The sequence below is a fragment of the Kribbella sp. NPDC049227 genome (assembly GCF_043197265.1).
Lineage (GTDB): Bacteria > Actinomycetota > Actinomycetes > Propionibacteriales > Kribbellaceae > Kribbella.
Map to the genome: position 1 here is coordinate 342,408 of NZ_JBICST010000007.1, position 25,921 is coordinate 368,328.

Here is a 25,921-nt window from a genome sequence, read left to right on the forward strand (position 1 = left end):
GCCGGCGAACACCGAGCAGGCCGGACCGTCGAAGTCGAGCAGGATGACGGGGCTGCGGCGCAGGATCGCGGCGAGCGATGCGGCGGGCACGGTCGTCCTGCCAGCGGGGTGAAGCCGAAGGCCCAGGCGGAGGGTTGTGCCTCTGGCCTGGGCCTTTCGGGTGGAGCGGGTGACGAGAATCGAACTCGCGTAGCCAGTTTGGAAGACTGGGGCTCTACCATTGAGCTACACCCGCGGTGCTCGGACATGATTCCACATACCCTGGGGTGGACTCAAAACGCCACGGGTGGGGCCCTGATCGGCATGGTCGGTCGGGGTGGTGGCGCGAGCACTGGTTCGGGTCGACTAGACTCGTCCGGTCACTGCGGGGCGTAGCGTAGTGGCTAGCGCGCCTGCTTTGGGAGCAGGAGACCGCAGGTTCGAGTCCTGTCGCCCCGACAAACCCCCTGCAGCACCGCTGCAGCGCGGGCTGTCGCCCACGCTGTGAACGTCATCGATCAAGGAGAACCGCCACCGTGAAGAGCACCGTCGAGTCCTTGAGCCCGACCAAGGTCAAGCTCATCGTCGAGGTGCCGTTCGAGGAACTCAAGCCGAGCCTCGACGCGGCGTACCAGAGCATCGCCTCGCAGATCACCGTCCCGGGGTTCCGCAAGGGCAAGGTCCCGCCGCAGGTGATCGACCAGCGAGTCGGCCGCGGGCCGGTGCTCGAGGAGGCGATCAACGACGCGCTGCCGAAGCTGTACTCGCAGGCGGTGAGTGACAACCAGGTGAAGGCCATCGGCCGGCCCGAGGTCGACGTGACCGAGTTCAACGACAAGGAGAGCCTGCAGTTCTCCGCCGAGGTCGAGGTCCGCCCGGAGATCACGCTGCCCGACCTGGAAGGCCTGGAGGCCGAGGTCGAGGACATCGCCGTCTCCGACGACGAGGTGACCGAGCAGATCGAGGCGCTGCGGCAGCGGTTCGGCTCGCTGAACCCGGTCGAGCGCGCGGTCCAGGATAACGACTTCATCACCCTCGACCTGTCCGCCAGCAAGGACGGCGAGAAGGTCGAGGAGGCGCAGGCGACCGGCCTGTCGTACCAGGTCGGCAGCGGCCAGTTGCTGGACGGCCTGGACGAGGCGGTCGTCGGGCTGAACGCCGGTGAGAGCAAGACTTTCGTCACCCAGCTGGTCGGCGGCTCGCTGAAGGGCGAGGACGTCGACGTCGAGGTGACCGTGACCGCGGTCAAGGAGCAGGAGCTGCCGGAGTTCGACGACGAGTTCGCGCAGACCGCGTCGGAGTTCGACACCGCCGACGAGCTGAAGGCCGACGTGCAGGGCCGGCTGGAGCGCGGCAAGCGGCTCGAGCAGGCCGGCGAGGCGCGCGACGCCGTGCTGGAGAAGGTCCTGACCCTGGTCGAGGTGCCGGTGCCCGAGGGCCTGCTGACCGACGAGCTGGCCGCCCGGAAGGAGAACCTGGAGCAGCAGCTCGGGTACTCCGGGATGACGTTCGAGCAGTTCCTGGAGGGCGAGGAGCAGACCCAGGACGAGTTCGACGAGGACCTGAAGAAGCGCTCCGAGGACGCGATCAAGGCGCAGTTCGTGCTCGACCTGGTGGCCGAGCAGCAGGAACTGAGCGTCAACGACCAGGAGCTGACCGAGCACATCGTGCGGCACGCGCAGCGCTCCGGCGTCAGCCCGGACCAGTTCGCCCAGCACGCGGTCGAGAACAACTTGGTGCCGAGCCTGGTCTCCGAGGTCGTCCGCGGCAAGGCGCTCGCCCACCTGGTGGAGAACGCGAAGGTGACCGACGCCTCCGGCAACGTGGTCGAGCTGAAGACCCTGCAGCCGGACGGCAGCTACGCCGACCCGGACGCGGAGCAGGCGGCCGAGGCGGCCCCGGCGGAGGAGACTCCGGCCGAGGAGCCCGCGAAGGCCTGACCAGCAGTACGCCGAACGGCCCGAAACCCACTGTGGTTCCGGGCCGTTCGCCGTTGAAAGGGAACTGAAAGGCGGCCGCCCTAGCGTTGGCGCCATGACCTGTTCCCTCGACGAACCACGCGTGCCGGTGCAGGACCAGCCGGCCAGCCAGGTCGAAGTACCTGCCGAGAACGCCGGAACGCCTCGGGAGCGAGTTCCCGCCGACGCTTCCGGCGCGGTTGCAGTCTGCGGCTGGTGACCCCGGCCCACCGGGGTGAACGGTGTTCACCGGAGACCGCAGCCGCCTGTGTACGGCGCCGCGAACCCCGCAGGCGGCTGCTTCCGGAATTCGCTCACGGCAGACACGGTGCGCCGTGAGCGAACACCTGTGGCCCAGCCTTAGGTCTGTCGCCGCCGCCCAGTAATGTCGGCTTCGTGAACGAGACATTTGCAGCCAGCCCCACCGCCGCGGGCGGCAACGGATCCGGCGGACTCGACGACCACATCTACCAGCGCCTGCTGCAGAACCGGATCATCTTCCTGGGGTCCGAGGTTCGCGACGACAACGCGAACGCGATCTGCGCGCAGATGCTGCTCCTCAACGCCGAGGACCCCAACAAGGACATCTGGCTGTACATCAACTCGCCGGGCGGTTCGGTCGACTCCGGCATGGCGATCTACGACACCATGCAGTGGATCTCGAACGACGTGGCGACGGTCGGGATGGGCCTGGCCGCCTCGATGGGCCAGTTCCTGCTCTGCGCCGGTGCGAAGGACAAGCGCTTCGCCCTGCCGCACGCGCGGATCATGATGCACCAGCCGTCGGGCGGTATGGGTGGTACGGCGTCGGACATCAAGATCCAGGCCGAGCAGTCGCTGCACATCAAGGCGCAGCTGTTCAAGCTGATCGCCGAGCACACCGGCCAGCCGCTCGAGCAGGTCGAGAACGACGCCGACCGCGACCGCTGGTTCACCGCCGACGCGGCCAAGGACTACGGCTTCATCGACCACGTGGTCGCCAGCGCCGCGCAGCTCACCTCCGGCAGCCCGAACTCCTGATCTCCCACTCCGTCAGTTAAGGACGCACCATGAACTACTTCATCCCGCAGTGGGAGGAGCGCACGTCGTACGGCATGCGCCGGATCGACCCCTACACGAAGCTGTTCGAGGACCGCATCATCTTCCTCGGTACGCCGATCACCGACGAGATCGCGAACGCCGTGATGGCGCAGCTGCTGTGCCTGCAGTCGATGGACTCCGACCGCGACATCAGCATCTACATCAACTCCCCGGGCGGCTCGTTCACCGCGCTGACGGCGATCTACGACACCGTCCGCTACATCAAGCCTGACGTCCAGACGGTGTGCCTGGGCCAGGCCGCCTCGGCCGCCGCCGTGCTGCTCGCGGCCGGTACGCCGGGCAAGCGGCTGGCGCTGCCGAACAGCCGGATCATCATCCACCAGCCGGCCACCGAGGGCACCTACGGGCAGTCCAGCGACATCGAGATCCAGGCGAACGAGATCCTCCGGCTGCGCGCGCTGCTGGAGAAGATGATCGCCGACGCCAGCGGCAAGCCGCTGGAGGAGGTCTCGCGTGACATCGAGCGGGACAAGTTCCTGACCGCTCAGCAGGCGATCGAGTACGGCCTGATCGACGACGTGCTGCAGACCCTCAAGACCCCGGTTCCGGCCGGCGTCTGAGCGTCTCAGTCAGGTCTGACCCGGTTCGACGGTGCTGACGCGAGGGCTGTCAAGAGCGGAGCGCGTTCGCCAGCGGCGTAGTCACAACGCGGCGCCGGGCGCGGCTTTTCGGCCATCGGCGCGGTACCGTCGAATCGGGATCCGGGGCGCCACACGGCACCCGGTCCGAGCGGCCTACGCCCCCTTGGCCCACGGTTCGACTGCTCAGAGAAGGGATCTGTCCCGGTGGCACGCATAGGTGACGGCGGCGATCTGCTGAAATGCTCTTTCTGCGGAAAGAGTCAGAAGCAGGTCAAGAAGCTCATCGCCGGTCCCGGCGTCTACATCTGCGACGAATGCATCGATCTCTGCAACGAGATCATCGAGGAGGAGCTGAACGAGGGCTCCGAGGTCGGACTCACCGAGCTGCCCAAGCCGCGCGAGATCTACGACTTCCTCAACGCGTACGTCGTCGGACAGGACGTGGCCAAGAAGGCACTCGCGGTGGCGGTCTACAACCACTACAAGCGGGTCCGTGACGGTCAAGGCAGCTCGAGCGCCGGCCGGCACGCCAAGGACGAGGCGGTCGAGCTGGCCAAGTCCAACATCCTGCTGATCGGCCCGACCGGCTGCGGCAAGACGTACCTCGCCCAGACGCTGGCCCGGATGCTGAACGTCCCGTTCGCGATCGCCGACGCCACCGCGCTGACCGAGGCCGGGTACGTCGGTGAGGACGTCGAGAACATCCTGCTCAAGCTGATCCAGGCGGCCGACTACGACGTCAAGAAGGCCGAGACCGGCATCATCTACATCGACGAGGTCGACAAGATCGCCCGCAAGAGCGAGAACCCGTCGATCACCCGGGATGTCTCCGGCGAGGGTGTGCAGCAGGCGCTGCTGAAGATCCTGGAAGGTACGACGGCCTCGGTGCCGCCGCAGGGTGGCCGCAAGCACCCGCACCAGGAGTTCATCCAGATCGACACCACCAACGTGCTGTTCATCGTCGGCGGCGCGTTCGCCGGCCTCGACCACATGGTGGAGCAGCGGGTCGGCAAGAAGACGCTCGGCTTCAACACCTCGCGCGAGCCGGAGAAGCCGAAGGAGCTCGGCGGGTACGCCGACGTGATGCCGGAGGATCTGCTCAAGTTCGGTCTGATCCCCGAGTTCATCGGCCGGCTCCCGGTGATCACCACGGTGTCCCCACTGGACCGCGAGGCGCTGATCAAGATCCTGTCCGAGCCGAAGAACGCGCTGGTCAAGCAGTACCGGCGGCTGTTCGAGATCGACAACGTCGAGCTGGAGTTCAGTGACGACGCGGTCGAGGCGATCGCCGACCAGGCGCTGCTGCGCGGCACCGGCGCCCGCGGCCTGCGGGCCATCATGGAAGAGGTCCTCCTCAACGTGATGTACGAGGTGCCCAGCCGCGAGGACGTCGCCAAGGTCGTCGTCACCGGCGAGGTCGTACTGGAGAACGTGAACCCCACGCTGATCCCGCGCGACCAGATCGAGCGCAAGCGCGAACGGCGCGAGAAGACCGCGTAAAGCAAGTGTCGAAAAGGAGGCCGGGAGTCCGCAGTACAGCGGACTACCGGCCTCCTTCTCGTGGTGGTCGCTACAAGGAGCGCAGTACCTCGTCTGTTGCTTGGATGGTTTCGTCGATCTGGTCGTCGGTGTGCTCGGTGGACAGGAACCACAGGCCGCGCGGGACGATGTTGATCCCGGCCGCGTACAGCCCGGCGTGGAACCTGGCCATCGCCGGCCGGTCGCAGGCCGCGAACGACCGGTAGTCGGTCACCTCGGCCTGGTCCGTCAGGTAGGTCTGGAACACCGGACCGGGCCCATCGACGAGCATCGGCACGCCATGCCGCTGGGCCGATTCCCGCAGGCCGGCCATCAACCGCCGGCCCGCGGCGGCCAGCGGCGGGTAGACGGTGTCGCGGTGCTCGTCGAGATGCCGCAGTACTGCGTCGGCCGCGGCCATCGCGACCGGGTGCGAGTTGAAGGTGCCGGCATGGGCCACTGTCCCGTTGGCGATCGAGCCCATCACCTCGCGGGTTCCGACCAGCGCCGAGACCTGCATGCCACCGGCCATCGCCTTGCCGAAGGCGGACAGGTCGGGAACGACGCCGAGCAACTCCTGGGCACCGCCGGGAGCGACGCGGAAGCCGGAGATGATCTCGTCGAAGATCAGCAGGGCGCCGTGCTGACGGGTGAGCTCACGGAGTCCCGCGAGGTAGCCGGGCTGCGGGGTGATGCAGCCGGTGTTGCAGAGCAGAGGCTCGAGAATGACCGCGGCGATCTGGTCGCCGGACTCCGCGAAGACTTCTTCGACAGCGGGCAGATCGTTGTACGGCAGGACGATCAGGTCTTCCGCGCCGTTGCGGGGCTGGCCCGCCGTACCGCCGACGGCCGCGGGGTGTTGTGCGTCGCCGGCCAGGGCGAGGTCGGGGTGGACGCTGTACAGGACCGGGTCGAGCCAGCCGTGGTAGTTGCCCTCGAACTTCACGATCTTCGGTCGGCCGGTGTGGCCGCGGGCCAGCCGGATCGCACCGTGCACAGCCTCGGAGCCGACGCTGTTGAAGCGCACCAGCTCCGCGGACGGGACCATCGCGCACAGGCGCTCGGCGACGACCGCTTCCAGCTCGTGCTGAGCGGCGTACGCGACGCCGCGGCTGACCTGGGCGGAGACCGCCTCGGCGACCAGCGGGGACGCGTGGCCGAGCAGGTTGGGGCCTTGCCCGAGTACGTAGTCGACGTACCGGTTGCCGTCCACGTCCCAGAGCTCCGCGCCGCGGGCGTGGTCGACGAACAGCGGCTGGTCGGCACGCCGGGCGTCGCTGGACACGCCGCCGGCGATCACCTGGCGGGCGCGTTCGTACAGGCGCTCGGTGCGTTCGTAGCCTCGGGCAACGGTCTGCACAACATCCTCCAAAGGGGCGGATCAGTCGAGTTTCTCGGTCAGCAGCCGGAACTGCTGGCGGGGACGGCCGCCACCGGTCGAACGGGCCGGCGGCACCGGCCAGGCCAGGCCGGCCTCGACCAGCTCCTTGAGCATCCGGCGGCCGGTCCGCGGGGTGACCTGCATGATGTCCGCGACGCTCTCGACGTCGACGACCACCTGCTGGCCGGCCACCGGTGTGGTCGCGGCGGCGATCGAGGTGACGATCTCGAGCGCGCGTGGATCGATCGACGGCGTACTGTCCTGCGGCGCGGTCTCGGTGACCGCCGGCCCCGGCGCGAGGTCGGTCCGCACGTTCGTGTCGTCGAGGTACACCGCGACCTTGCCGCCGGCGTTGACGGAGTCCTCCACCGCCATCAGCGCGTTGGCCTCGGCAGCTCGCGCTGTCTGTCCGGCACCGGCACCAACGGCAACGGGCACGCCGAGCTGCGCCGTCAGAGCACCGAGGAACGGGGCGACGGTGAACTGCTCGGTCAGCCGGACCAGCGCCCCGTGGGTCGTGGTGACGAGGAACAGCGTGTCCGACCGGCGCGCCACCGACGCGCCGACCTGTCGTGCCTCCGACAGCAGCTTCTGGTGGGTCAGCAGTGCGAGCTCCTGCTGCCAGTAGTCACCCGACTCGGCGCGAGACGTGCCGGTCGGGATGAGCTGAACGGCGATCATCGCGAGCTGGTGTGCGCCCATCCGGGTGCCCTGGCCAAGCAGCACCGCGGTCTCCAGGGCGTCCCGCACACTTGCTCGGGTCGGGGCGACTCGCAGCACCGGGATGCCCTGGGTCCGCAGCTCGCGTTCGACCGCCAGGATGGTGGTCAGAGCAACCGTGGTGTGTTGCTGCTCCCACTTCTCTCGGTGGAAGGCCGCGAAACCTGCGACCGACTCCGGCCCCTCGTACGGAATGTCGTAGACGTTGGTGGTGTCCAGGCCGATCTCGCCGTACGCCTCCTCGACATCCGCTGCGGACAGCGAGTCGATGCTCACGCGGCTGAGATCGACGTCCTCGATGGTGAGTGACGCCCGGAGCAGGGCGGCGTACAGCGCGGCGCCGGTCAGTGGGAGGTGCGTCGACGGAACCGTCAGCCAGTGCCCGTCGGTCGCCAGGTCGAACACCCACGGCCCGGGGAACACGGCCGAGTCGATCCGGTCCCGCAGCCGCAGGTAGCGCTCCTCGGCCTCACCGGGGTCGTCGTACCCGCCGGGCACGAACCGGACCCGGTTCTGGGGCCGCAGGGCGACGCCGATCGCCACCTCGGACATCATCCGCACCAGCTTGCGCGGGCCGAAGAGCCCGACGGTCACCGCGGGCAAGCGATCACCGTTCGCCGGCTCCACCGCTCTGACTTCCTCACTCATCGACGTCCTCCCCTGTCCCTCCCGGCAGCTGGCGCCACCGGAACAGTCTGCGGGCGTTCCCGCTGAGAACATCTTGGCGTTGACCTGCTGTCAGTGGCGCGCATACCACCCGGCCGAGCGACATCCGCTGGTCGATGAAGGGGAAATCGGAGCCGAACAGGACCCGCCGGCTACCGACCCGATCGATCATCGCCTGGATCAGCGGCCCGGTCATCTGCGAGCCGCACACCTCCAGCCAGAGCGATTCGTGCCGGGCCGCGGCCTCGATCGCCTCGTCCACCCCGGCCGGCGTGATGCCCGCGTGGCCGAGAATGATCGGCGCCCGCGGGTACTTCGCCGCGACCGCCTCGAACAGTGCCGGAGCGTCGTACGCCGATCCATGCTCGGAATGACTGAGCACCGGGCAACCGGTCTCCTCGGCGAAGGCCCACACGGCGCCGTACCGCGCTCCGGTGACCGGGTACTTGTGCAGGGACGGATGCACCTTGATGCCGACGAACCGCTCGTCGGCGGCGAGCCGCTCGAGCTCGCGCTCCGGGTCCTGCCACGGATTGACGACCGCGTACGCCGCGATCCGACCCGGGTGCGCGTCGACGGCGGCGAGGGCCTGGGTGTTGCCGAGGTGCGCGTCCTGCTGGATCGCGCGGTTCGCGGCGACCACGGTGACCTCGGTCCCGGTCCGGTCCATCACCGACACCATCGTCGCGGCGTCGGGATCGGGGATGTAGAACAGCGAGTACGGCCCGAGGTGCGCGTGCACGTCGACGACCCGGTGCTCCGGCCGGCGTCCGATCATGAGAGTCCTCCCGCCACGAACAACCGGTGCGCGTTGCCTGAGCCGATCCGGGTGACCGTCTCGTCGTCGAGCCCGGACCAGGCGAGACGAACGATGCTCTCGCCCGGATCACGTACGCCGAGTCCGGTCGCGAACACCAGCCGATCGCTCAGCCCTTCCGCGGCGAGCCACTCCACGCCTTGATGCGCGGCGAAGTCGACGAGATCGACAGAGAGGTTGTCGTGGTCGCGCAGCGCCGACCACAGCCTGCGCAACTGGCGGTAGCCGAGATTCGACACAACGATCGGCAGCGTCGGAAAGCGAGTGGCGATCGCATCCAGGTCCGGCCAGCCGATCTCCGCGGTGTCGACGCAGAGCGGCAGTCCACTGCCTTCGAGTGCCGCATAGAGATCCAGCAAGGCATCCGGTGCGTACCCGTGGGAGTGAGGATGAATCCGGAACGCCGCGACGCCTTCGGCCAGAGCCTGCGCGACCAGCTTGTCGAGCGAGTCCAGTTCGCCCGGCGTGGTGGGAACCGCGGTCCAGCAGGCCAGCACACCGCGGTCCGCGAGGCTGTTGGCCACCGCGGTCGCCTCGGCGTTGCCGCCCAGCGGGTCGTGCAGCCACGACGCCATCGCGCTGACCAGAGCGCCCGACATGGCGTAGGCGTCCAGGTGAGCGGCGATCGCATCGCGGTCGGTGGACGGCACCAGGGACGACGGGTGCGCACCGGTCACGATGCGCGCGTCGAACCATCCGGTGGTGGCATCGTCAGTCATGGCGAGCCCCATCGACCGTCCAGCGCCCCGCGTAGGGCAGGGTGAGGTGCGCCCAGCCGTCGCCGTCGCTCTCCGCGGTGACGAGCACGCCGTCGAGCCGGATGTCACCAAGCGGCCGGATCCACAGCCCACAACGCCCGGAGCAGGTCACCTCGAGGCGAAGCACCCCGTCGCCGACGGTGGCCGAGACGTCCACGTCCTCGGAAGTGCGCAGCAGGTCGAGCAGCGCGCGTGTCCGCCAACCAGTTGCCCAGGACAACCTTCCGGACCGGGTCCGGACCCAGGTCGAGGGGCTCACCCGGTCGACGGTGTCACCATGATCGATCGTCAACCGGTCGTCGTCACGGGTGACCGCGACCTCCGGCACCTGAGCGGCTGCATGCGGGAGGAGAACGGTGGTGAACCTCCCACTGTCACGCGTGAGCCCGAGCGAGTAGAGGGGACCGTACTCCGCGACCGGCTTGTCGACGAGCGGGCGCCGGGCGACGCCCTCGGCTGTCTCGACCGTCGTGGTCGAGGGATCACCCGTCTCGATCAGAAGCAACCCCAGACCCTCCGCGGCAGAAGCGTCGTACGCGAGGGGACCGACCTGCTGCCACGGGTTGAGGGCGTGCCAGTGCGCGCGGAACGTGTGCTGCCCGGCGGCGCTGTCGTCGGAGACCACCACGACGGTCGGCTCCTCGCGCACCATCGCGATCGTGCGCGACTGCAGTACGACGCTGCCGTGGTGGCGACCGGAGAAGACGGCGACCTGCCCGGTGTCGACGAGCGGATCGACGTGTACGCCGCGATCCGTGCTCAGCTCCTGGTCGTCGACGAGCACGGTGTTGTGACCCCGACCGGACTGGTACCAGGTCAGGTAGTCCGGATCGTCATAGCTCGGCGGACCACCCGCCTCCCACAGCAGCGGTCGCTGCCAGCCCTCGAGGACCAGGTCCAGTACGGCGCGATGCGAGTGCGACTCGAGCTCGTGCTCGATGTGCGGTCCGTAGTTGATCACGGCCCGCAGGTCCTGGCTGCGCAGGATCACGTAGCCGGAGTCGGCCAGGACGGTGCTCTGCGGCGGAGCGGGCACCGCCTCGTCCCGTGCAGTGGCAACCGTGTCCAGCCAACGCTGCTGTCTGTCCGCGTCGTCCCAAGCCGGTAGCGCCGCCGCCTCGACCCCGAAGTCCTCAGCAGACAGCCACTGCGCGGCGATCCGCGCCAGCGCTGGGTTGTCGAGCACGTAGCTGCCACGCAGCAGTGACGTGGCCGGCCACTCGATGCCGCTGTCCTGCAGGTGCGGGATCCAGCCGCCGGGGGAGACCAGCTCGCACAACCACTGGTGCATGGCGGCAACCTTCGGGTGCGCCGCCACGTCCGCGTCGAGCAGAGCGGCCGTCTGCAGAGCGGTCAGGCACATCTTGTGATAGCCGGGGGAGCGCTCGTAGTGCCCACCGTCTCCGTAGACATCCAGCAGCAGGTGCTCGTCGATGCGCTCGCGCGCCCGCTCAGCCCAGCTCCTGGCCTCGGCCAGGTCGGGCAGAACGACGCTGATGTGCAGCAGTTCGGTCGCACACACCAGTTGCCAGTTCCCATGGCGGAAGACGTCATGCTCGTCGTACGCCCAGCGGGCTCCACCGACCAGCGTGGCGACGAGACTGCCCCATGCGCGGTCCGACAGCGCTGAGCCGGTCAGAACCTCCAGCGTGGGCAGGAGATTCCGGCAGCGCGCCCACGTGCCGAGCGAGTACCAGATGACGTCGAGACCCGGCCACTCGCCGGTCACCGAGTCACGCTGCTCGACCCACTCCTCGAGGTGCTGCTCGAACGCGTGCAGATACCGGTCGTCGCCGGTCAGCATCCACGCATGGACACCAGGCGACAGCCAGCCCAGGTAGTGGAAGCCGTACCGCTGTGACCGGCCGCGCTCGCGCCCGGTCACCTCCACTCCGGTCAGAAGTGGCGCAGCCGCGGCGAGTACGTCGTCCGCCGCGGAGGTGGAGCGGATCGCGTCGGTCCACTCCTGGAGCGGCCAGGCCGGCCGCCGGAGCCTGCCCGCGACGAAGGCACGCAACGCACCGATGTCCTGGACGCCGGGTGGGGAGCCGAACGCCTTGATCAGGTCGTCGGGTCCGATCCGGTTGATCCGGCCGTCGATGTGCCGCGGCTTCTCGGGGCCTGTCGTGGCGTTCATGGGTTCCCTGGGTCAGCCAGCATCGAGACGTCGACCGGCTGCCGGGTCTCGATCGAGGTGTGCGCGGCCTCCAGTACGGCGGTCACGTTCCGGCTGCTCTCGATGGTGATCAGTGGCTGCTTGCCGGTGCGGCAGCAGGTGACCCAGTGCGCGATCGCGTCGGCGTACGCACCGGCCGGGATGCCGTGCATCACCCGTTGCAGCATGTTCCTCGGGTAGCTGTACCCGTCCGGGCGGGCCACCACGACGCTCTCCTTCTGCCGGTCGAGCTGGACCACGCCGTTGTCGGTGACGACCGAGACGTAGGAGTCGACCGTGGTCGGGAAGGTGTTCGGGTAGATCCACGCGGACTCGAACGTCGCCACCGCCCCGCGCGAGTACTCGGCCTGGATCTGGATCGCATCCGGGGTGTCGATGCCGAGCGACCGGAGCTTGCCCCACCGGGCGGTCGCGTAGACCCGGCGGACCTGGTCGCGCAGCAGCCACGAGACCAGGTCGATGTCGTGGCTGGACAGGAACCAGGCGCAGGTCGTGCGGTCGGCCCAGGACAGCATCTCGGTCGGCACGAAGATGGTGTCGTCCTTGCGGGCATACGCGACCGCCCCGTCACCGAGATCCGCGAGCAGGTCGTGGGCCTGCGCGTAGGCGGGAACCCAGCGGTGGTTGAACAGGCACATCGCGACCACACCGTTCTCGCGGATCGCCTTCACCGCCGCGTCCGCCTCGGCGACGGACGTGGTCAGCGGCTTCTCGACCAGGATGTGCTTCCCGGCCTCGGCGGCCCGGACCATCATCTCGCCGTGCAGATGATCCGGCGTGGTCAGGACGACCGCGTCCACCGACTTGTCGGCCAGCACGGCCTCCAGGTCCGGATGGATCGCCGGCCGCGATGCACCGCGCCCCTCGATCTCGTCGGCCAGCCGTCCGGCGGAGTCCGCCGAACGACTGGTCACCGCGGTGACCTCGACCTCCGGCAGCCCGGACAGGGACAAGGCATTGCCTCGCCCCATGATCCCGGCGCCGACGATCCCGATCCGCACCCCGTTGCTCACCAACCCACCGACCTTTCGATTCCACGGCTCACCGGTCTGTCCGACACGAGCGCCAACTCACTTGCCCTTCGCGAGGGTGTCGTTCCACGCCTTCTCGGCGGCGTCCAGCGCGTCCTTGGCGGACTTGGTCCCGGACATGTACGCCCGGATCTGGTCGTCGAACAGCTTCCGCAGTTGCTCGTCGTTGCCCGAACCCATCGACGCGTCCACGCTGTTCTTGAACGTGTCCAGCAGGATCTTGCGCGCCTGGTCGGCGGACGTGGTGCCGGGGATGTCGGTGAAGAACGGGTCGGCCAGCGCCTTCACCGACGACGGGTAGATCGGCACCAGCTTGCACAGCGCGAGCTGCTGCTCGGGCGCGGCGACGTACTTGAGCCACGCGGCCGCGGCGGCCTGGTTGTCTGACTTGGCCGGAATGCCCATCACCTGCTGGCCTGGCATGTAGAACTTGCCGTCGGCACCGGTCACCGGCGGTCCCACGACGATCGACTTGTAGACTGCCGGGGAGTTCTTCTCGACGTTCAGCAGCGAGCTGGACACGGCGGCCGGGTTGAAGGCGATCAGCTTGTTCTCCAGCGACTGGGGCAGATCGCGCTGGTTCTCGCCGAGACTGCCGGGTGCGATCGCGCCCGAGCTGAACAGGGCCTTGAACTTCTCCAGCAGCGCGAGCGTCTGCGGCGTGTTGAAGGCCGCCGTCTTGCCGTCCTCGGACAGCAGCTTGACGCCGTCGGCCTGGACCACGCTGGAGTAGGCCATGAAGTTGGTCGCGGACTTGCCGGTCGCGTCGTGGTACGCCTTGGCCAGGGCGAGCGCCTCGTCGTAGGTCTTCGGCGGCTTGGCCGGGTCGAAGCCGGACTTGGCCAGCAGATCCTTGTTGTAGAACGCCAGCGAGGTGCCGCCGTTGTACCAGGGGATCGCGATCCGCTTGCTGTCGGCAACCAGCGGGTCGGCCAGGTTCGGCAGGTACTCGGCGACGTCTTCCTTGCTGAACAGGCCGTTCAGGTCGGCCATCGAGCCGGCGAACAGGCCGGTGGTGGCGGACGTGAAGTTGACGACGTCCGGCACCTTGCCGCCGGCGATCGCCGCCAGCAGTTTGGTGGTGATGTCCTGGCCCGGTACGTCGACCCACTTGATCGACACCTTCGGGTGTTCCTTCTGGTAGGCGTCGATCCACTTCTGGATGTCCGGCCCGTAGTTCTTCTGCAGGTTGATGGTCCACCACTCGACGTCACCGGAGTAGGCGTCGCTGGACTGCTGCTCCGGCTCGTCCCCGCCGGCCGGGCTGCCGGAGACGCAGCCGGCCAAGGCCAGCGGCAAGGCCAGAACCATCGCGACGGTAGGGACCAAGCGGCCCCTCAGCAGGGATCGTGTGCGTCGCGCCATCGCGAGCTCCTCGGTGATGTGTGTCCTAAACAGTGCTTACAGACACCACAGTGTTTGCCATCGATCGATCAGCGTCAACCGATGACTTCCAAAAATCTTGCCAATTAGCGCTTCCGGCTGTGGGGATGGTGAGCTACGGTTCCGCATAACCGCGAATCTGAAAGCCAGGTTTCAGACACGAGAGGCGGAAGGCATGCCGGGTCTCAGGGGCCGCGTGGTCGGTCAGCACTGGTACACGCCGTACGCGTTCATGCTGCCCGGGCTGCTGATGTACGCCGCGATGTTCGCCTGGCCGGCCGTGATCGCGATCCAGTTGGCCTTCTCCGACTACAACATCGTCAGCCCGGTCCGGTTCTCCGGGCTGGACAACTTCTCCCGGCTCCTGGACGACCCTCGGGTCTGGATCGCGCTGCGCAACTCACTGCTGTTCGTGGTGATGTTCCTGCCGCTCACCGTGGTCGCCCCGCTGTTCCTGGCGATGCTGGTGAACCTGAAGCTGCGCGCGATCCAGGCGTTCCGGATGCTCTACTACCTGCCGGTGATCACCTCGATGGTCGCAGTGGCGGTCGCCTGGCGGTACGTCTTCAACCGCGAAGGCGTCATCAACTGGATGCTCAGCCTGGTCGGGGCGGGTCCGATCGACTTCCTGCTCGATCGGCACTGGGCACTGCCGACGGTGGTGCTGCTGGAGGCGTGGAAGAACGCGGGCCTGTTCATGATGATCTACCTGGCCGGACTGCAGGCGGTCCCGCCCGACCAGGTCGAGGCGGCCAGGATCGACGGCGCCAACAGCTGGCAGCGGCTCAGACACGTCATCGTCCCGTCGCTGCGGCCGACGTTCGCGGTCACGCTGATCCTCAGCATGCTCGAGGCGATGCGCGCCTTCGAGTCCGTCTACGTGCTGACCCGCGGCGGTCCGCTCGACTCCACACTCACCCTCGGCTACTACATCTGGTCGAAGGCCTTCGAGGACTACGACATGGGCTATGCGAGCGCCGTCGGCCTGCTGCTGTGGGCGATCATGATCGTCCTGGCCGGCTTCAACCTGGTAGTGACCCGGCGGAGGGACGGCTGATGGCGACCCGGAGCCGGCTGGCCCGGCGTGCCGGGCAGTTGCCACGCGTCGGTCCGCCGACGTCGCAACCGACACCGGCCGGGGCCTCCCGGCGCAAGGTACGGCGGATCGGTCTCTACGTCCTGCTGATCGCGGTGGCGGCCCTCTTCATCGGCCCCTTCCTGATCCTGCTGAGCTCGGCCACCAAGCCGGCCAGCCAGGACGTGTTCGGCTTCCCACCGGATCTGATCCCGCGCCCACCTGTGGCCGACTGGTTCCGGGAGGCGTGGACGACGATCCCGTACGCCCGGTTCCTGGTGAACTCGGTGATCTACGTGGGGATCACGGTCCCGATCTACCTGGTGGTCTCCGCGCTCACCGCCTACCCGCTGGCCCGGATCGCGTTCCGCGGCCGCGGCCTGTTCTTCATGTTGTTCCTGTCGATCATGTTCCTGCCGGGTGAGCTGATGCTGATCCCGCGCTTCCTGGTGATGAGCCAGTTGGGACTGACCGACACGTTCGCCTCGGTGATCCTGCCGGCCATCCTCTCCTCGCTCGGGATCTTCCTGCTCCGCCAGGCGTTCTCGCAGATCCCCGACGAGATCGTCGAGGCGGCCCGGATGGACGGGGCGAACGAGTTCGCCATCTTCTGGCGGATCGCGGTGCCGATCGTCGCTCCGACGCTGGCCGTGCTGGCGATCCTCGGTTTCGTCTCGGTCTGGAACAGCTTCATCTGGCCGCTGGTCACGCTGACCAGTCAGTCCAAGTTCCCGATCGCGCTCGGCATCGCCTACCTGAGCGGAGTCAGCGGGACCGATGTCCGCGGTCTGGCCGCGGGCACGGTGATCTCGCTGGTCCCGGTCGTCCTGGTCTTCCTGTTCCTGCAGAAACGCATCCTCAACAGCATGGGCGGTGCGGTCAAAGGCTAAGTCGCCACGTCCGCCCGCCCCGTGTGGTTCCCGCCTTTCCCGTCCACCCCAGTGAGGCATCATGTCGAACCCGCAGCTCAGTCGCCGTACCCTGCTCCTGGGCTCCGCCGCCGGCGGAGCCGTCGCCTGGACCGGGCTTCCGGCTCTCCAGGCGTCCGCCGCTCCACTCGTCTACGATTCGCCCGAGGCCTTCGACGTGGCCCGGGCCGGGTATCTCGCGTCCGACCCGCAGAACAACGAGGCTGGGGTGTACGCGTGGGGGGAGTCCTACTTCCTGCTCAGCCTTCTCCGGATGTACGAGGCGTACGAGGACGAGAGCTACCTGAACACCTTCGAGCAGCGCGCCAAACACGTGATGGCGACCACCGACCACGCCCGCCACGTGAAGGACTACGCCGGCCGGTCCGGCAAGGTGTGGCGCACGGCCGGCAACTACACCGCGGGCCATGGCGTGCTCCCGGACGGCGACGGCAAGCCGGCCGTGCAGCTGCGCTGGGCCGGCAGCAGGGCGGCCGAGTCGACGGCCGAGGTGTCGAACGTCAGCGGCGACACCTTTGACCTGATCCTGCGCAACCCGGCCACTACCGGTGTCGTGACGTTGCGCGGTGTCTCCCTCGATCCGGCTGCCACGTCGTACGTCGTGACGGCGGTCAACAACGCGTACACCACAGGGCTCCGCTGGACTGCTGTCGACCGTCGGACCGCGCACGCCGCCGGCCCCGCCCCGGCGGCGACCACGATCGCCTTCCAGTCGCAGTACTACGTGTTCGCCGTCCACACCGGGATGATTGCGTTCCCGCTCGCCCGCTATGCCCGGATGGTGCTGCAGTCGCCGAAGTTGCGGCGTGGCCCGAGGCAGAAGGTGGCCAAGGACCTGCTTGACGCGGCCACCGCGGCTGTGGCGTTCCACGACCCGGAGTGGGTCTCCCACGCGGACGGGACCGGTGACTACGTCTGGCCCAAGGGTGCGCCGATCCCGTTCGACGGCACGATCCAGCCGTACAACCAGAGCCAGGGTCTCGGCCAGGTGCTGGTCGAGCTTTACCGCGTGACACGGCAGCAGCGCTACCGGACGCGGGTCGTCGAGATGCTGAAGGCGTACCGCGCAGGTCTGACCCTCGCTGCCGACGGCGCCTACGTCTGGCCCTACTGGCCGCCGTACAGCCAGATGTACGCCGGTTTCCCGAAGACCGCCGGGATCTCGGAGTACACGCCGGGGTACTCCGCGTCCACGCAGATCGAGGACATCAGTCATGCGGCGATCAGTACCGAGTTCGTGCACGCGGCGTACGACGCGAAGATCGAGACCGACGTGGCCACGGACGTGCTGCGGTTCACCAAGACGTTCACGCAGCGGGTGGTCCGGTCCGAGACCGAGGTCTGGTTCCGGGTGGACGGGACCGGGACCGCGGTGCCCGCGAACGCGGTGCAGTGTGCACGATGGGGTGCGTACGCTGAGCAGGATCTCCTTGTCTACCAGCAGGCCCTCCGCGTGTACGACGCCGTGCAGCTCGATCCGGTGCAAGGCTCGCACGCATTGGGTATCGCGTATCTGAACTGGGCCAAACAAGCCGCATGGAGGAATCAGTGAGATTGCTACGTGTCCACACCGACGACGGTCTGCGTGACGCCGTACTGACCGAGGACGACCGGGTGGTGACGCTGGCGGGGGAGCCCGGGGCGTTCGACCCGGCCGGGCTCCGGGAGCGCGCCACCGCGGCCCTCGCCGACGTGGGGACGGCTGCCGCATTGGACGACGTACGGCTCGCCGCACCGCTCAGCCCCGGCAAGATCGTCTGCGTGGGGCTGAACTACGCCGACCACGCGGCCGAGGGCGGCCAGGCCGCACCGGCCGAGCCGATCCTGTTCATGAAGGCACCGGACACCGTCATCGGCGCCCGCGACGACATCGTCATCCCGCGCGGCAGCGAGAAGACCGACTGGGAGGTCGAGCTCGGCGTCGTGATCGGGCGTACGGCGGCCTACCTGGACAGCGAGGCGGATGCGCTGGAGTACGTCGCCGGCTACGTGCTGGCCAACGACGTGTCGGAGCGGCACTTCCAGCTGGAGCGCGGCGGCCAGTGGGACAAGGGCAAGAACGCGGCGACCTTCTGCCCGCTGGGTCCGTGGATCCTGACCGCCGACGAGGTCCCCGATCCGCAGGCGATCAAGCTGGGCCTGGACGTCAACGGCGACGTGCTGCAGGACGGCTCGACGGGGAACATGATCTTCGGCGTTGCGCACCTGGTGCACTACATCTCGCAGTACATGACGCTCTACCCGGGCGACGTGATCAGCACCGGCACGCCGGCCGGCGTCGGTGCGGGACAGAAGCCGCCGCGGTTCCTGCGCAAGGGCGATGTCGTGCGCGTGTGGGCCGACGGCCTGGGTGAACAGCACAACCGGCTGGTCTCCGCGTCTTGATGATCGTCGACAAGCTGGAGGTCGAGAGGCTTCCGGATCCCGCAGCCGTCGGGGCGGCGGCAGCGGCGGCCGCGGCCGAGTCCCTGCGCCGGATCATCCATTCGCAGGGCTCGGCCCGGCTGGTCCTCGCGGCGGCGCCGAGCCAGCAGCACACGCTGGCGGCGCTGTCCGTTGCCGAGGGCATCGACTGGTCACAGGTCGAGGCGTTCCAGATGGACGAGTACGTCGGGCTCCCGGTCGCTGCGGAGCAACGCTTCGGCCGGTGGCTGGGCCGGCATTTCACCGCTCCGGCGCCGCTGGCTGTCTTCGACCCGGCCGGCGGCGCGGATCCGGTGGCCGAGGCGGCTCGCTACGCAGCGCTGGTCGCGGCCGCGCCGATCGACGTCGTGCTGGCCGGGATCGGTGTCAACGGGCACCTCGCGTTCAACGAACCGCCGGCCGACTTCACCACCACGGACGTCGTGCAGGTGGTCGCACTCGACGAGACCAGCCGCCGGCAGCAGGTGGACGAAGGGCTGTTCGCGTCGCTGAACGACGTACCCACCCATGCCTGGACGCTGACGGTTCCGTTCCTGCTGTCGGCGCGCGAGATCTTCTGCATGGTGTCCGGTCCGGCCAAGGCCGACGCCGTGCGGCGAACGTTGCACGGTCCGGTGGATCCCGGCATACCGGCGAGTGCGCTGCGGACGCATCCGCGGGCCCGGCTGTATCTCGATCAGGAGGCCAGCCCCGATGAGTGAGTACCTGACCGCGATCACGGCGTTACTCGGGCGGATCGAGGCGGAGGAGGGCGAGTCCATCGCGGCCGCTGCCCGGTTGATGGCCGAGCAGGTCGCCGCCGATCGGCTGATCCAGGTGTACGGACCGGGCGGGCACTCGAACCTGGCCGCCCAGGAGATCTTCTTCCGGGCCGGCGGCCTGATGCACGTCTCCGCGATCCTCGACGAGGGCACCTTGCTGTCGAACGGCGCGCTCCGCTCCATGGCCGTGGAGCGCACGCCGGGTTACGGTCGGATAGTGATCGAGAACGCCGGGCTCGGCTCCGACGATCTGCTGTTGCTGGTGAACGCCTACGGGATCAACGCGGCGCTCATCGACGCGGCCCTGACCGCTCGCGAGCGGGGCGCGCGGACGATCGGCGTGAGTTCCCGTGAGCACGCCGAGCAGACGGCGAAGTCGCATCCGGCGCGGCATCCGTCCGGTGCGAACCTGCACGAGGTCGTCGACGTTGCCGTCGACACCAAGGTCCCGATCGGCGATGCGGTGATCGAGGTCGCCGGGATGCCCGAACGGGTCGCCGCGGTCTCCACCTTCGCCAACGCGTTCACGCTCAATACGATGGTGCTGGCCACGATCGAGCGGCTGATCGAGCAGAACGTCGTACCGCCGGTGTGGCGCAGCGGCAACGCACCCGGAGGGGACGAGGCGAACGCGGCCTTCATCGGCAGATTCAGGGAGCGGGTGCGGTGGCTCTAGACAGGATGTCCGGCCGGGACCCGTGGTCGGGGGAGACCCTCCACGTCGAGTACGCCGACGGCCTGATCTCCCGCATCGAGCGAGCGCCCGGAGACGCGGACCTGCCGTGGATCAGCCGTGGACTCGTCGACCTGCAGGTCAACGGGTACGCCGGGTACGACCTGAACGGCGACGATCTGTCCGTGGACACGGTCCGCGGTCTGCGGGAGGCGTTGCGGCGGGTCGGAGTCACGGTCTTCGTGCCCACCTTGATCACGGCGAGCCCGGAGCGGAACCGTCGTGCTCTCGGGATCGTGGCCGAAGCGAGGCGGCAGGACGCCGAGGTTGCGGCTGCCGTTCCGTTCGTGCACCTCGAGGGTCCGCACATCTCCGACCAGGACGGTCCGCGCGGCGCCCATGACGCGGCCTTCGTCCGTCCGCCCGATCTGGCCGAGTTCGAGCTCTGCCAGGACGTGTCGGACGGACTCGTCGGCTTGATCACCGTGTCTCCGCATTGGCCTGACAGTGCCGACTTCATCGCGGAGGTCGTTGCCGCCGGCATCCGAGTGGCGGTCGGGCACACCCACGCGGACGGCGCGCAGATCCGTGCCGCGGCCGAGGCCGGCGCGACGCTGTCCACCCACCTGGGCAACGGCGCGCACGCCCAGTTGCCGCGCCACCCGAACTACCTGTGGGCACAATTGGCCGAGGACCGGCTGAGCGCCGGGTTCATTGCCGATGGCCACCATCTCCCGATGGACACGTTCGTGGCGATGGTCCGCGCGAAGGGCCTGGATCGGTCCTTCCTGGTCTCCGACTCGGTGGCGACCGGCGGCAGGCCACCGGGCACCTACTCGTCGCCCGTCGGCGGCGAGGTGGAACTCACCGATGACGGACGCCTGCTCGTCCTCGGTACGCCGTACCTGGCTGGGGCGGCCGCGCCACTCGCGGACGGCGTCGCCTGGGCGGCCGCCGCCTTCTCGTTGCCCGAGGCCCTCACCATGGCCGTCGCGACGCCCCGCCGGATCATCGACGGGACAAACGGCCGGCTGGGGCCCGGCGTTCCGGTCGAGGACGTCATCACGTTCCGCTGGCAGCCCGGCGACCGCACTCTCGCCTTCTGATCAGAGCGTCAGGTCGTCCGGGCGCAGGGTGGCGACGAGTTCGCCGCGGCTCCGCACACCGACCTTGGCGAACGCCGACTTCAGGTGGTCCTGGATCGTGTGCGGCGAGATCGACAGCCGGTCGGCGATCTCCGTGGTGCTGTGGCCCGAGATGACCTCGAGGCAGATCTCGCGCTCCCGAGTGGTCAGTCCGTACGCCGCGAGCAGCATGCCGACCAGGTGGTGCCCACCGGCCGGTTCGATCGTGACGACGACCTCTGACTGGTCGTCGTCGCTGATCAGCCGGCTACCCTGCAGCACCACCCAGCCGCCGCGCGCGGTCTGCACCCGCGCCTGGAACGTCCCGGCTGCCCGAGTCCCAGTCACCACGGCACGCAGGAGGGTGCTGAACCGCCCGGGCGCGATCTCGTTCAGCTCGTCCTGCCAGGTCCGCGCGGCCGCGGTGATCGCGCGCGGCTCACCGCTCGGGCCGGTCACCACGATGGACGGTCCGGCCCCGCCCCTGTAGCCGTGGGCATCGGTCCGCACCGCCACCCGGGTCGCCGCGCCGATCGCCGGCCCCACCGAGCCGAGGAACTCGACCTCGCGGTCGCTGAACTCGGGACCACTCCGGACGAACCCGGCCGCGCCCCAGCAGTCCCCGTCGACGGTGAACGCGGCCCGCACCTCGTGCTCGATCCCGAGTGGCCGCCAGATCTCGTTCAGCCGCCGGTGCCCGACGACCTCGCGGTACGGCAGGTCGGACAGTCGCGCCACGGGGTACGGCCGGCGGGCCAGGTCGGCGAACGAGTTCGGGACGGTGCCGGCGTACTCCGTCTCGGCCAGCGTGGGTTCGTACTCGGGCGGGATGTGGTCACGACCGCTCGTCATCGAGCTGATCACCAGCGTGCCCGGATCCATCGCGGCCCAGCAGGTCAGCTCACTGCCGACGACCTGCTCGACCACCTCGATCGCCGCGGCGTGCAGTTCCGCGACGCCCAGTCCGGACGTGGCCAGTGCCGCGATGTCCCGGCGCGCGGCTCGCGCCCGGCCCTCCCACATGCGCTCAGTATGCGCCGCCGTACCGGACCCGCCTATCCCTGAAATGTGGGGAATCCAGGGCGATCCGGACCCCCGGTGGACGGGATGGAACCGCCGCTCACCGCTGCCTACCGTCGCACCCACACAGTCGCAGCCACAAGGGAGGCATCATGACTGAGTCGGTACACCTGAGCACAGCCGGGACAGGCGCGGAGTACGCCGCCCCGGATGCGATCGTGACGGTCAAGGTCGGCAGCGAGCACACCGGCGCGCAGTACGAGGTGTTCGAGGTCGACGCACCGCGCGCCCCGGCCGCGCCACCGCACAGCGAGTCCTGGAGCAAGGCGTTCTACGTCCTGACCGGCCGGATCCTCGTGCAGGCAGGCGATCAGGGCTATGACCTCGGCCCAGGCGCGTCGATCACCATCCCGGCCGGCACGCTGAACACGTTCTCCGTGCTCACGCCGTCGGCCAAGTTCCTTGCCATCAGCCAGACCGGCCGGATGAGCGTGCTCTTCGCCGAGCTCGCCGAGCTGCAGTCATGAGTACGGCGGCGCAGGTGCTGGCGATCTTCATCGCCGTGATGCTGACCGTGGTGTTCGTGATGGAGTCGTTCCTGTACCGCCACCCGCGGCTCTACCCGCTGTTCCTGACCAAGCCTCGCGACTTCGACGCGGTCCGGTTGTGGACTGTGAACCTGGGCTTCTACAACCTCACCACAGCGATCGCGCTGGTAGTCGGCGTGCTGCTCGCGCGCAACGATCACCTCGCACAAGGACAGGCCCTGGTCGTCTTCACCGCCGCGCAGCACACGTTCCTGGCCGTCGTCCTGGTGGTGTCACAGCGGAAGCTGTGGTTCAACGCGCTCCTCGAGGGAGTCCCCGCGGCGGTGCTGCTCATCCTCGCCCTCAACTGAGCAGTACAGCGCGAGGTGTAGGAAACTTACGGGTCTTGCGCAACTATGGGCATCAAGCACCATCACTCAAGGTTCTCCGGATGTCACCATCAGCTTCATCCAGCCGGGGACCCTGCCGCCCTGAGTACCCGTGAAGGTGAGGCTCATGAGCCCAATCAGTCGCAGAACCCTTGTCCTCGGCGGACTCGCCGCGGCCGGCGTCAGCGCTCTGCCGGTCCGCTCGGCCGTGATCGCGGCGACCGCCGCCGTCCCGTACCCGTTCCAGCTCGGCATCGCGTCCGGTGAGCCCGACGCGAACAGCGTCGTGCTGTGGACCCGGCTGGCCCCCTCGCCGCTGAACGCCGACGGTCACGGCGGGATGACCGACACGAACATCGTCGTCGACTGGCAGGTGTCCACCACCGACACCTTCAGCACGCTGGTCGCCAACGGCCAGGTCACCGCGACCTACGCGACCGCCCACTCCGTCCACGTCGTCGCCGGCAATCTGAACCCCGACTCCGACTACTTCTACCGATTCCGTGCCCAGGGCCACGTCTCGCCGGTCGGCCGCACCCGGACCACGCCCGCGATCGGCGCGGCCGGACGCGACCTGACGATGGCGTTCACCTCCTGCTCGCACTACGAGGAGGGCTACTACACCGTCTATCGCCGGATGGCCGAGGAGAACCCGGGTGTCATCCTGCACCTGGGCGACTACATCTACGAGTACGGCGCCACCTCCGGGCGGCCGCGGCTGCACGTGGGGGCCGAGATCGTGACGATCGCGGACTACCGGCGGCGGTACGCGCAGTACAAGACCGACCCGGATCTGCAGGCCGCGCATGCGGTCGCGCCGTGGATCGTCGTACCGGACGACCACGAGGTGGAGAACAACTACGCAGGCACGATCCGCGAGAACAACACCCCGGCGCTGACGGCTGCGCAGTGGACCGCACGACGGTCGGCGGCGTACCAGGCGTACTACGAGAACATGCCGCTGCGGCCGGCGCAGGCCAACAGCGGCAACAGCATCCCGCTGTATCGGCGGCTGCGTTGGGGGAGTCTGGCAACGTTCCACATGCTCGACACTCGTCAGTACCGCAACGACCAGGCCTGCGGCGACGGCTGGAAGATCTGCTCGGACGCGGACCTTGCCTCGCGCAGCCTGCCCGGCAATGCGCAGGAGACCTGGCTGCTCGACGGTCTGAACCAGCATCTGGGCACCTGGGACATCATCGGTCAGCAGGTGTTCTTCGCTCGGCGGTTCAACTCGACTGGCGCGAGCATGGACTCATGGGACGGCTACCGCGCATCCCGGGCGCGTATCCAGCAGGGCTGGGTCGACCGGGGTACGCGCAACCCCGTCGTACTGACCGGCGACGTGCACCGCGCCTGGGCGAACGACCTCAAGGCGGACTACAACAACGCGAACTCGGCGACCATCGGCACCGAGCTCGTCACCAGTTCGGTCACGTCCAGCGGTGACGGCGACGCCTCCACCACGGTTCCTGACGCCGGGACCAACCCGTGGCTGAAGTTCTACAGCAACCGGCGCGGGTACGTCCGGGCGACGCTCAGCCCGACGCAGATGCGGACCGACTTCCGCGCGGTGGCGAAGGTGTCGGAGCACGGTGCCGCTGCCACGACCCTCAAGTCGTTCGTCGTCCAAGAGGGCCAGCCCGGCCTGCAGGCTGTGTGAGGGGATCATGAAGCTTTCCGCAGCTGCTGTCGCAGCCATCACCCTGCTGTCGCCCGCCGTACTCGCCGCTCCGAGTGCGCAGGCGCACATCGCCGCACCGACCTGGGAGACCGCCAACAGTGTGTCGACCGGTGACCAGGACGCGCCGTCGATCGCGACCAACCGCAACGGTTACGTGGCCGTGGCGTGGGAGGACGACCGCGACACCGACAACGCGACCGACAACGTGCACAGTGAGATCTTCGTGCGGGTGTACCACAACGGAACCGCGCTGTACGAGAAGAAGGTGTCCGCCGCCGGCAGCAGTGGCGTGACGAACTGGCGCCACCTGCACCCGGACCTCGGCCTGGACGACAAGGGCAACGCGGTCGTGGTGTGGCAGGACGACCCGGACGGCAACGGCTTCTACAACATCCCGTACCGCGTCCTGAACACCGCGGGCACCGTGACCGCATCGGGCAACGCCAACACCAGCGCCGACGGCCAGCAGATCAACCCGCGGGTGTCGGTCGATCCGGACGGTGCACCGTCGAGTGCGGCGGTCGCGTTCACCGTGGTGTGGGAGGACATCCAGACCGGCACCCAGCCGACGGTCAAGGCGGCCGGGTTCACCGGTCCGACGACACGCGCGTGGGAAGTCACCGCCTCGACCACGACCGGCCAGCACCACAACCCGGACGTCGCGGCGTCGGCCTCCGGCGACGCGGTTGTCGTCTGGGAGGACGACGGCGACGCCAACGCGTCGTACGAGATCGGGCTGATCCGGCTGGCCCGCACCAACGGTGCGGCTACCCTGTCCCGCCGGGTCGCGAACTCCAACACCACCGGCCAGCAGACACATCCAGCGGTGGCGGCGAACTTCAACGGTGACTTCGCGGTCGCGTGGGAGTCCGACCACACCGGCACCGCGGGGTCCTGGACGCGCAACTTCACCTCGACCGGCACGGCCCGGTACGCCGACGTCCAGGTCGCGACCGGCGCCAAGGTACCGTCGATCGGCATCGACGACCAGGCCCAGACGGTCGTCGGCTGGACGGTTCAGGCCACCGACCTCGATGTCTGGGTCCGTGGCTTCGGCACCACAGGCACGGACACCGGCCGGCTGTCCGCGCAACAGCTCAGCTCGGTCCCGGGCGGGCGCCAGGAACAGATGACGGTGGCCGTCTCGCCGTTCGCCGAGGTCGCTGTCGCCTACACCGACGACAACGACGGCAACACGTACGACCAGATCTATCTGGGCACCGGAATCTCCAACAACAGCTGGTGA

Annotated in this window: 23 protein-coding genes and 2 tRNA genes; 16 read left to right on the top strand and 9 right to left on the bottom strand. The window is 68.6% G+C overall.

The window, feature by feature from the left end; translation table 11 throughout:
• Positions 1-161: 161 nt before the first annotated feature.
• Positions 162-235 (bottom strand) — tRNA-Gly (locus tag ACGFH6_RS31175).
• Between the two features lie 130 nt (positions 236-365).
• On the opposite strand from ACGFH6_RS31175, the gene ACGFH6_RS31180 reads away from it, so the two are divergent.
• From ACGFH6_RS31180 to clpX, 5 genes are all read left to right on the top strand, one after another.
• Positions 366-438: transfer RNA gene (locus tag ACGFH6_RS31180), tRNA-Pro, on the top strand.
• A 77-nt stretch (positions 439-515) separates the two neighbouring features.
• Complete coding sequence (tig, locus tag ACGFH6_RS31185) at positions 516-1,919, top strand: trigger factor (RefSeq protein WP_393391097.1); 1,404 nt, start codon at positions 516-518, stop codon at positions 1,917-1,919.
• Positions 1,920-2,333: 414 nt separating this feature from the next.
• The gene (locus ACGFH6_RS31190; protein ID WP_131349683.1) at positions 2,334-2,957 is read left to right on the top strand and encodes a ClpP family protease; all 624 of its coding nucleotides are present in this window, start codon (positions 2,334-2,336) and stop codon (positions 2,955-2,957) included.
• 29 nt (positions 2,958-2,986) lie between these two features.
• Entirely contained in the window at positions 2,987-3,598 is a 612-nt protein-coding gene (locus ACGFH6_RS31195) for an ATP-dependent Clp protease proteolytic subunit (protein ID WP_131349685.1), read from the top strand.
• A gap of 225 nt (positions 3,599-3,823) precedes the next feature.
• Positions 3,824-5,119 carry an ATP-dependent Clp protease ATP-binding subunit ClpX gene (gene clpX / locus ACGFH6_RS31200; protein WP_131349687.1) on the top strand — a complete coding sequence of 432 codons (1,296 nt, stop codon included), beginning with the start codon at positions 3,824-3,826 and terminating at the stop codon, positions 5,117-5,119.
• Positions 5,120-5,189: 70 nt separating this feature from the next.
• Here the strand turns inward: clpX and ACGFH6_RS31205 are convergent, their stop codons facing one another.
• Genes ACGFH6_RS31205 through ACGFH6_RS31235 form a run of 7 tightly spaced genes read right to left on the bottom strand, consistent with a single transcriptional unit; the run spans position 5,190 to position 14,051 of the window.
• Complete coding sequence (locus ACGFH6_RS31205; RefSeq protein WP_393391100.1) at positions 5,190-6,497, bottom strand: aspartate aminotransferase family protein; 1,308 nt, start codon at positions 6,495-6,497, stop codon at positions 5,190-5,192.
• Between the two features lie 21 nt (positions 6,498-6,518).
• On the bottom strand, positions 6,519-7,886 hold the full coding sequence (locus ACGFH6_RS31210; protein WP_393391102.1) for a hypothetical protein: 1,368 nt from the start codon (positions 7,884-7,886) through the stop codon (positions 6,519-6,521).
• Positions 7,879-8,682 (bottom strand): amidohydrolase family protein, encoded by an 804-nt coding sequence (locus ACGFH6_RS31215; protein WP_393391104.1) that lies wholly within the window; start codon positions 8,680-8,682, stop codon positions 7,879-7,881. The genes ACGFH6_RS31210 and ACGFH6_RS31215 overlap by 8 nt, the downstream gene beginning before the upstream one ends.
• On the bottom strand, positions 8,679-9,440 hold the full coding sequence (locus ACGFH6_RS31220; protein WP_393391106.1) for an amidohydrolase family protein: 762 nt from the start codon (positions 9,438-9,440) through the stop codon (positions 8,679-8,681). The genes ACGFH6_RS31215 and ACGFH6_RS31220 overlap by 4 nt, the downstream gene beginning before the upstream one ends.
• Complete coding sequence (locus ACGFH6_RS31225; RefSeq protein ID WP_393391108.1) at positions 9,433-11,616, bottom strand: heparinase II/III family protein; 2,184 nt, start codon at positions 11,614-11,616, stop codon at positions 9,433-9,435. The genes ACGFH6_RS31220 and ACGFH6_RS31225 overlap by 8 nt, the downstream gene beginning before the upstream one ends.
• A complete protein-coding gene (locus tag ACGFH6_RS31230) occupies positions 11,613-12,668 on the bottom strand; it encodes a Gfo/Idh/MocA family protein (protein WP_393391110.1) in 1,056 nt (351 codons plus the stop codon). Before ACGFH6_RS31230 ends, ACGFH6_RS31225 begins: the two co-directional genes overlap by 4 nt.
• 57 nt (positions 12,669-12,725) lie before the next feature.
• The gene (locus ACGFH6_RS31235; RefSeq protein WP_393391112.1) at positions 12,726-14,051 is read right to left on the bottom strand and encodes an ABC transporter substrate-binding protein; all 1,326 of its coding nucleotides are present in this window, start codon (positions 14,049-14,051) and stop codon (positions 12,726-12,728) included.
• A gap of 193 nt (positions 14,052-14,244) precedes the next feature.
• Here ACGFH6_RS31235 and ACGFH6_RS31240 point away from each other — a divergent pair, with 193 nt between their 5' ends.
• The 7 genes from ACGFH6_RS31240 (at position 14,245) to ACGFH6_RS31270 (ending at position 21,037) form a co-directional block, all read left to right on the top strand.
• On the top strand, positions 14,245-15,126 hold the full coding sequence (locus ACGFH6_RS31240; RefSeq protein ID WP_393391114.1) for a carbohydrate ABC transporter permease: 882 nt from the start codon (positions 14,245-14,247) through the stop codon (positions 15,124-15,126).
• On the top strand, positions 15,126-16,034 hold the full coding sequence (locus ACGFH6_RS31245; RefSeq protein ID WP_393391116.1) for a carbohydrate ABC transporter permease: 909 nt from the start codon (positions 15,126-15,128) through the stop codon (positions 16,032-16,034). Before ACGFH6_RS31240 ends, ACGFH6_RS31245 begins: the two co-directional genes overlap by 1 nt.
• 61 nt (positions 16,035-16,095) lie before the next feature.
• Complete coding sequence (locus tag ACGFH6_RS31250) at positions 16,096-17,625, top strand: hypothetical protein (protein WP_393391118.1); 1,530 nt, start codon at positions 16,096-16,098, stop codon at positions 17,623-17,625.
• Positions 17,622-18,458, top strand: coding sequence for a fumarylacetoacetate hydrolase family protein (locus ACGFH6_RS31255; RefSeq protein WP_393391120.1), 837 nt, complete (start codon positions 17,622-17,624; stop codon positions 18,456-18,458). The genes ACGFH6_RS31250 and ACGFH6_RS31255 overlap by 4 nt, the downstream gene beginning before the upstream one ends.
• Complete coding sequence (locus ACGFH6_RS31260) at positions 18,458-19,198, top strand: 6-phosphogluconolactonase (RefSeq protein ID WP_393391734.1); 741 nt, start codon at positions 18,458-18,460, stop codon at positions 19,196-19,198. Before ACGFH6_RS31255 ends, ACGFH6_RS31260 begins: the two co-directional genes overlap by 1 nt.
• Positions 19,191-19,934, top strand: coding sequence for a sugar isomerase domain-containing protein (locus ACGFH6_RS31265; protein WP_393391121.1), 744 nt, complete (start codon positions 19,191-19,193; stop codon positions 19,932-19,934). Before ACGFH6_RS31260 ends, ACGFH6_RS31265 begins: the two co-directional genes overlap by 8 nt.
• Positions 19,925-21,037 carry an N-acetylglucosamine-6-phosphate deacetylase gene (locus tag ACGFH6_RS31270; protein WP_393391122.1) on the top strand — a complete coding sequence of 371 codons (1,113 nt, stop codon included), beginning with the start codon at positions 19,925-19,927 and terminating at the stop codon, positions 21,035-21,037. Before ACGFH6_RS31265 ends, ACGFH6_RS31270 begins: the two co-directional genes overlap by 10 nt.
• On the opposite strand, the gene ACGFH6_RS31275 is transcribed toward ACGFH6_RS31270, so the two are convergent.
• Complete coding sequence (locus tag ACGFH6_RS31275) at positions 21,038-22,078, bottom strand: helix-turn-helix transcriptional regulator (RefSeq protein ID WP_393391124.1); 1,041 nt, start codon at positions 22,076-22,078, stop codon at positions 21,038-21,040.
• Between the two features lie 149 nt (positions 22,079-22,227).
• Between ACGFH6_RS31275 and ACGFH6_RS31280 the strand changes: the two genes are divergently transcribed.
• The 4 genes from ACGFH6_RS31280 (at position 22,228) to ACGFH6_RS31295 (ending at position 25,921) form a co-directional block, all read left to right on the top strand.
• Positions 22,228-22,602 carry a cupin domain-containing protein gene (locus ACGFH6_RS31280; protein WP_393391126.1) on the top strand — a complete coding sequence of 125 codons (375 nt, stop codon included), beginning with the start codon at positions 22,228-22,230 and terminating at the stop codon, positions 22,600-22,602.
• Positions 22,599-22,973, top strand: a complete 375-nt coding sequence (locus ACGFH6_RS31285; protein ID WP_393391128.1) for a DUF1304 family protein — start codon at positions 22,599-22,601, stop codon at positions 22,971-22,973. Before ACGFH6_RS31280 ends, ACGFH6_RS31285 begins: the two co-directional genes overlap by 4 nt.
• 145 nt (positions 22,974-23,118) lie before the next feature.
• On the top strand, positions 23,119-24,654 hold the full coding sequence (locus ACGFH6_RS31290) for an alkaline phosphatase D family protein (protein ID WP_393391129.1): 1,536 nt from the start codon (positions 23,119-23,121) through the stop codon (positions 24,652-24,654).
• Positions 24,655-24,661: 7 nt separating this feature from the next.
• Complete coding sequence (locus ACGFH6_RS31295; protein ID WP_393391131.1) at positions 24,662-25,921, top strand: hypothetical protein; 1,260 nt, start codon at positions 24,662-24,664, stop codon at positions 25,919-25,921.

Bases quoted from the DNA above. Each gene is read 5' to 3' on its own strand.
- ACGFH6_RS31195 (WP_131349685.1), top strand. From the start codon at position 2,987: ATGAACTACTTCATCCCGCAGTGGGAGGAGCGCACGTCGTACGGCATG.
- ACGFH6_RS31210 (WP_393391102.1), bottom strand. From the start codon at position 7,886: ATGAGTGAGGAAGTCAGAGCGGTGGAGCCGGCGAACGGTGATCGCTTG.
- ACGFH6_RS31215 (WP_393391104.1), bottom strand. From the start codon at position 8,682: ATGATCGGACGCCGGCCGGAGCACCGGGTCGTCGACGTGCACGCGCAC.
- ACGFH6_RS31220 (WP_393391106.1), bottom strand. From the start codon at position 9,440: ATGACTGACGATGCCACCACCGGATGGTTCGACGCGCGCATCGTGACC.
- ACGFH6_RS31225 (WP_393391108.1), bottom strand. From the start codon at position 11,616: ATGAACGCCACGACAGGCCCCGAGAAGCCGCGGCACATCGACGGCCGG.
- ACGFH6_RS31235 (WP_393391112.1), bottom strand. From the start codon at position 14,051: ATGGCGCGACGCACACGATCCCTGCTGAGGGGCCGCTTGGTCCCTACC.
- ACGFH6_RS31240 (WP_393391114.1), top strand. From the start codon at position 14,245: ATGCCGGGTCTCAGGGGCCGCGTGGTCGGTCAGCACTGGTACACGCCG.
- ACGFH6_RS31245 (WP_393391116.1), top strand. From the start codon at position 15,126: ATGGCGACCCGGAGCCGGCTGGCCCGGCGTGCCGGGCAGTTGCCACGC.
- ACGFH6_RS31250 (WP_393391118.1), top strand. From the start codon at position 16,096: ATGTCGAACCCGCAGCTCAGTCGCCGTACCCTGCTCCTGGGCTCCGCC.
- ACGFH6_RS31260 (WP_393391734.1), top strand. From the start codon at position 18,458: ATGATCGTCGACAAGCTGGAGGTCGAGAGGCTTCCGGATCCCGCAGCC.
- ACGFH6_RS31265 (WP_393391121.1), top strand. From the start codon at position 19,191: ATGAGTGAGTACCTGACCGCGATCACGGCGTTACTCGGGCGGATCGAG.
- ACGFH6_RS31275 (WP_393391124.1), bottom strand. From the start codon at position 22,078: ATGTGGGAGGGCCGGGCGCGAGCCGCGCGCCGGGACATCGCGGCACTG.
- ACGFH6_RS31280 (WP_393391126.1), top strand. From the start codon at position 22,228: ATGACTGAGTCGGTACACCTGAGCACAGCCGGGACAGGCGCGGAGTAC.
- ACGFH6_RS31285 (WP_393391128.1), top strand. From the start codon at position 22,599: ATGAGTACGGCGGCGCAGGTGCTGGCGATCTTCATCGCCGTGATGCTG.
- ACGFH6_RS31290 (WP_393391129.1), top strand. From the start codon at position 23,119: ATGAGCCCAATCAGTCGCAGAACCCTTGTCCTCGGCGGACTCGCCGCG.
- ACGFH6_RS31295 (WP_393391131.1), top strand. From the start codon at position 24,662: ATGAAGCTTTCCGCAGCTGCTGTCGCAGCCATCACCCTGCTGTCGCCC.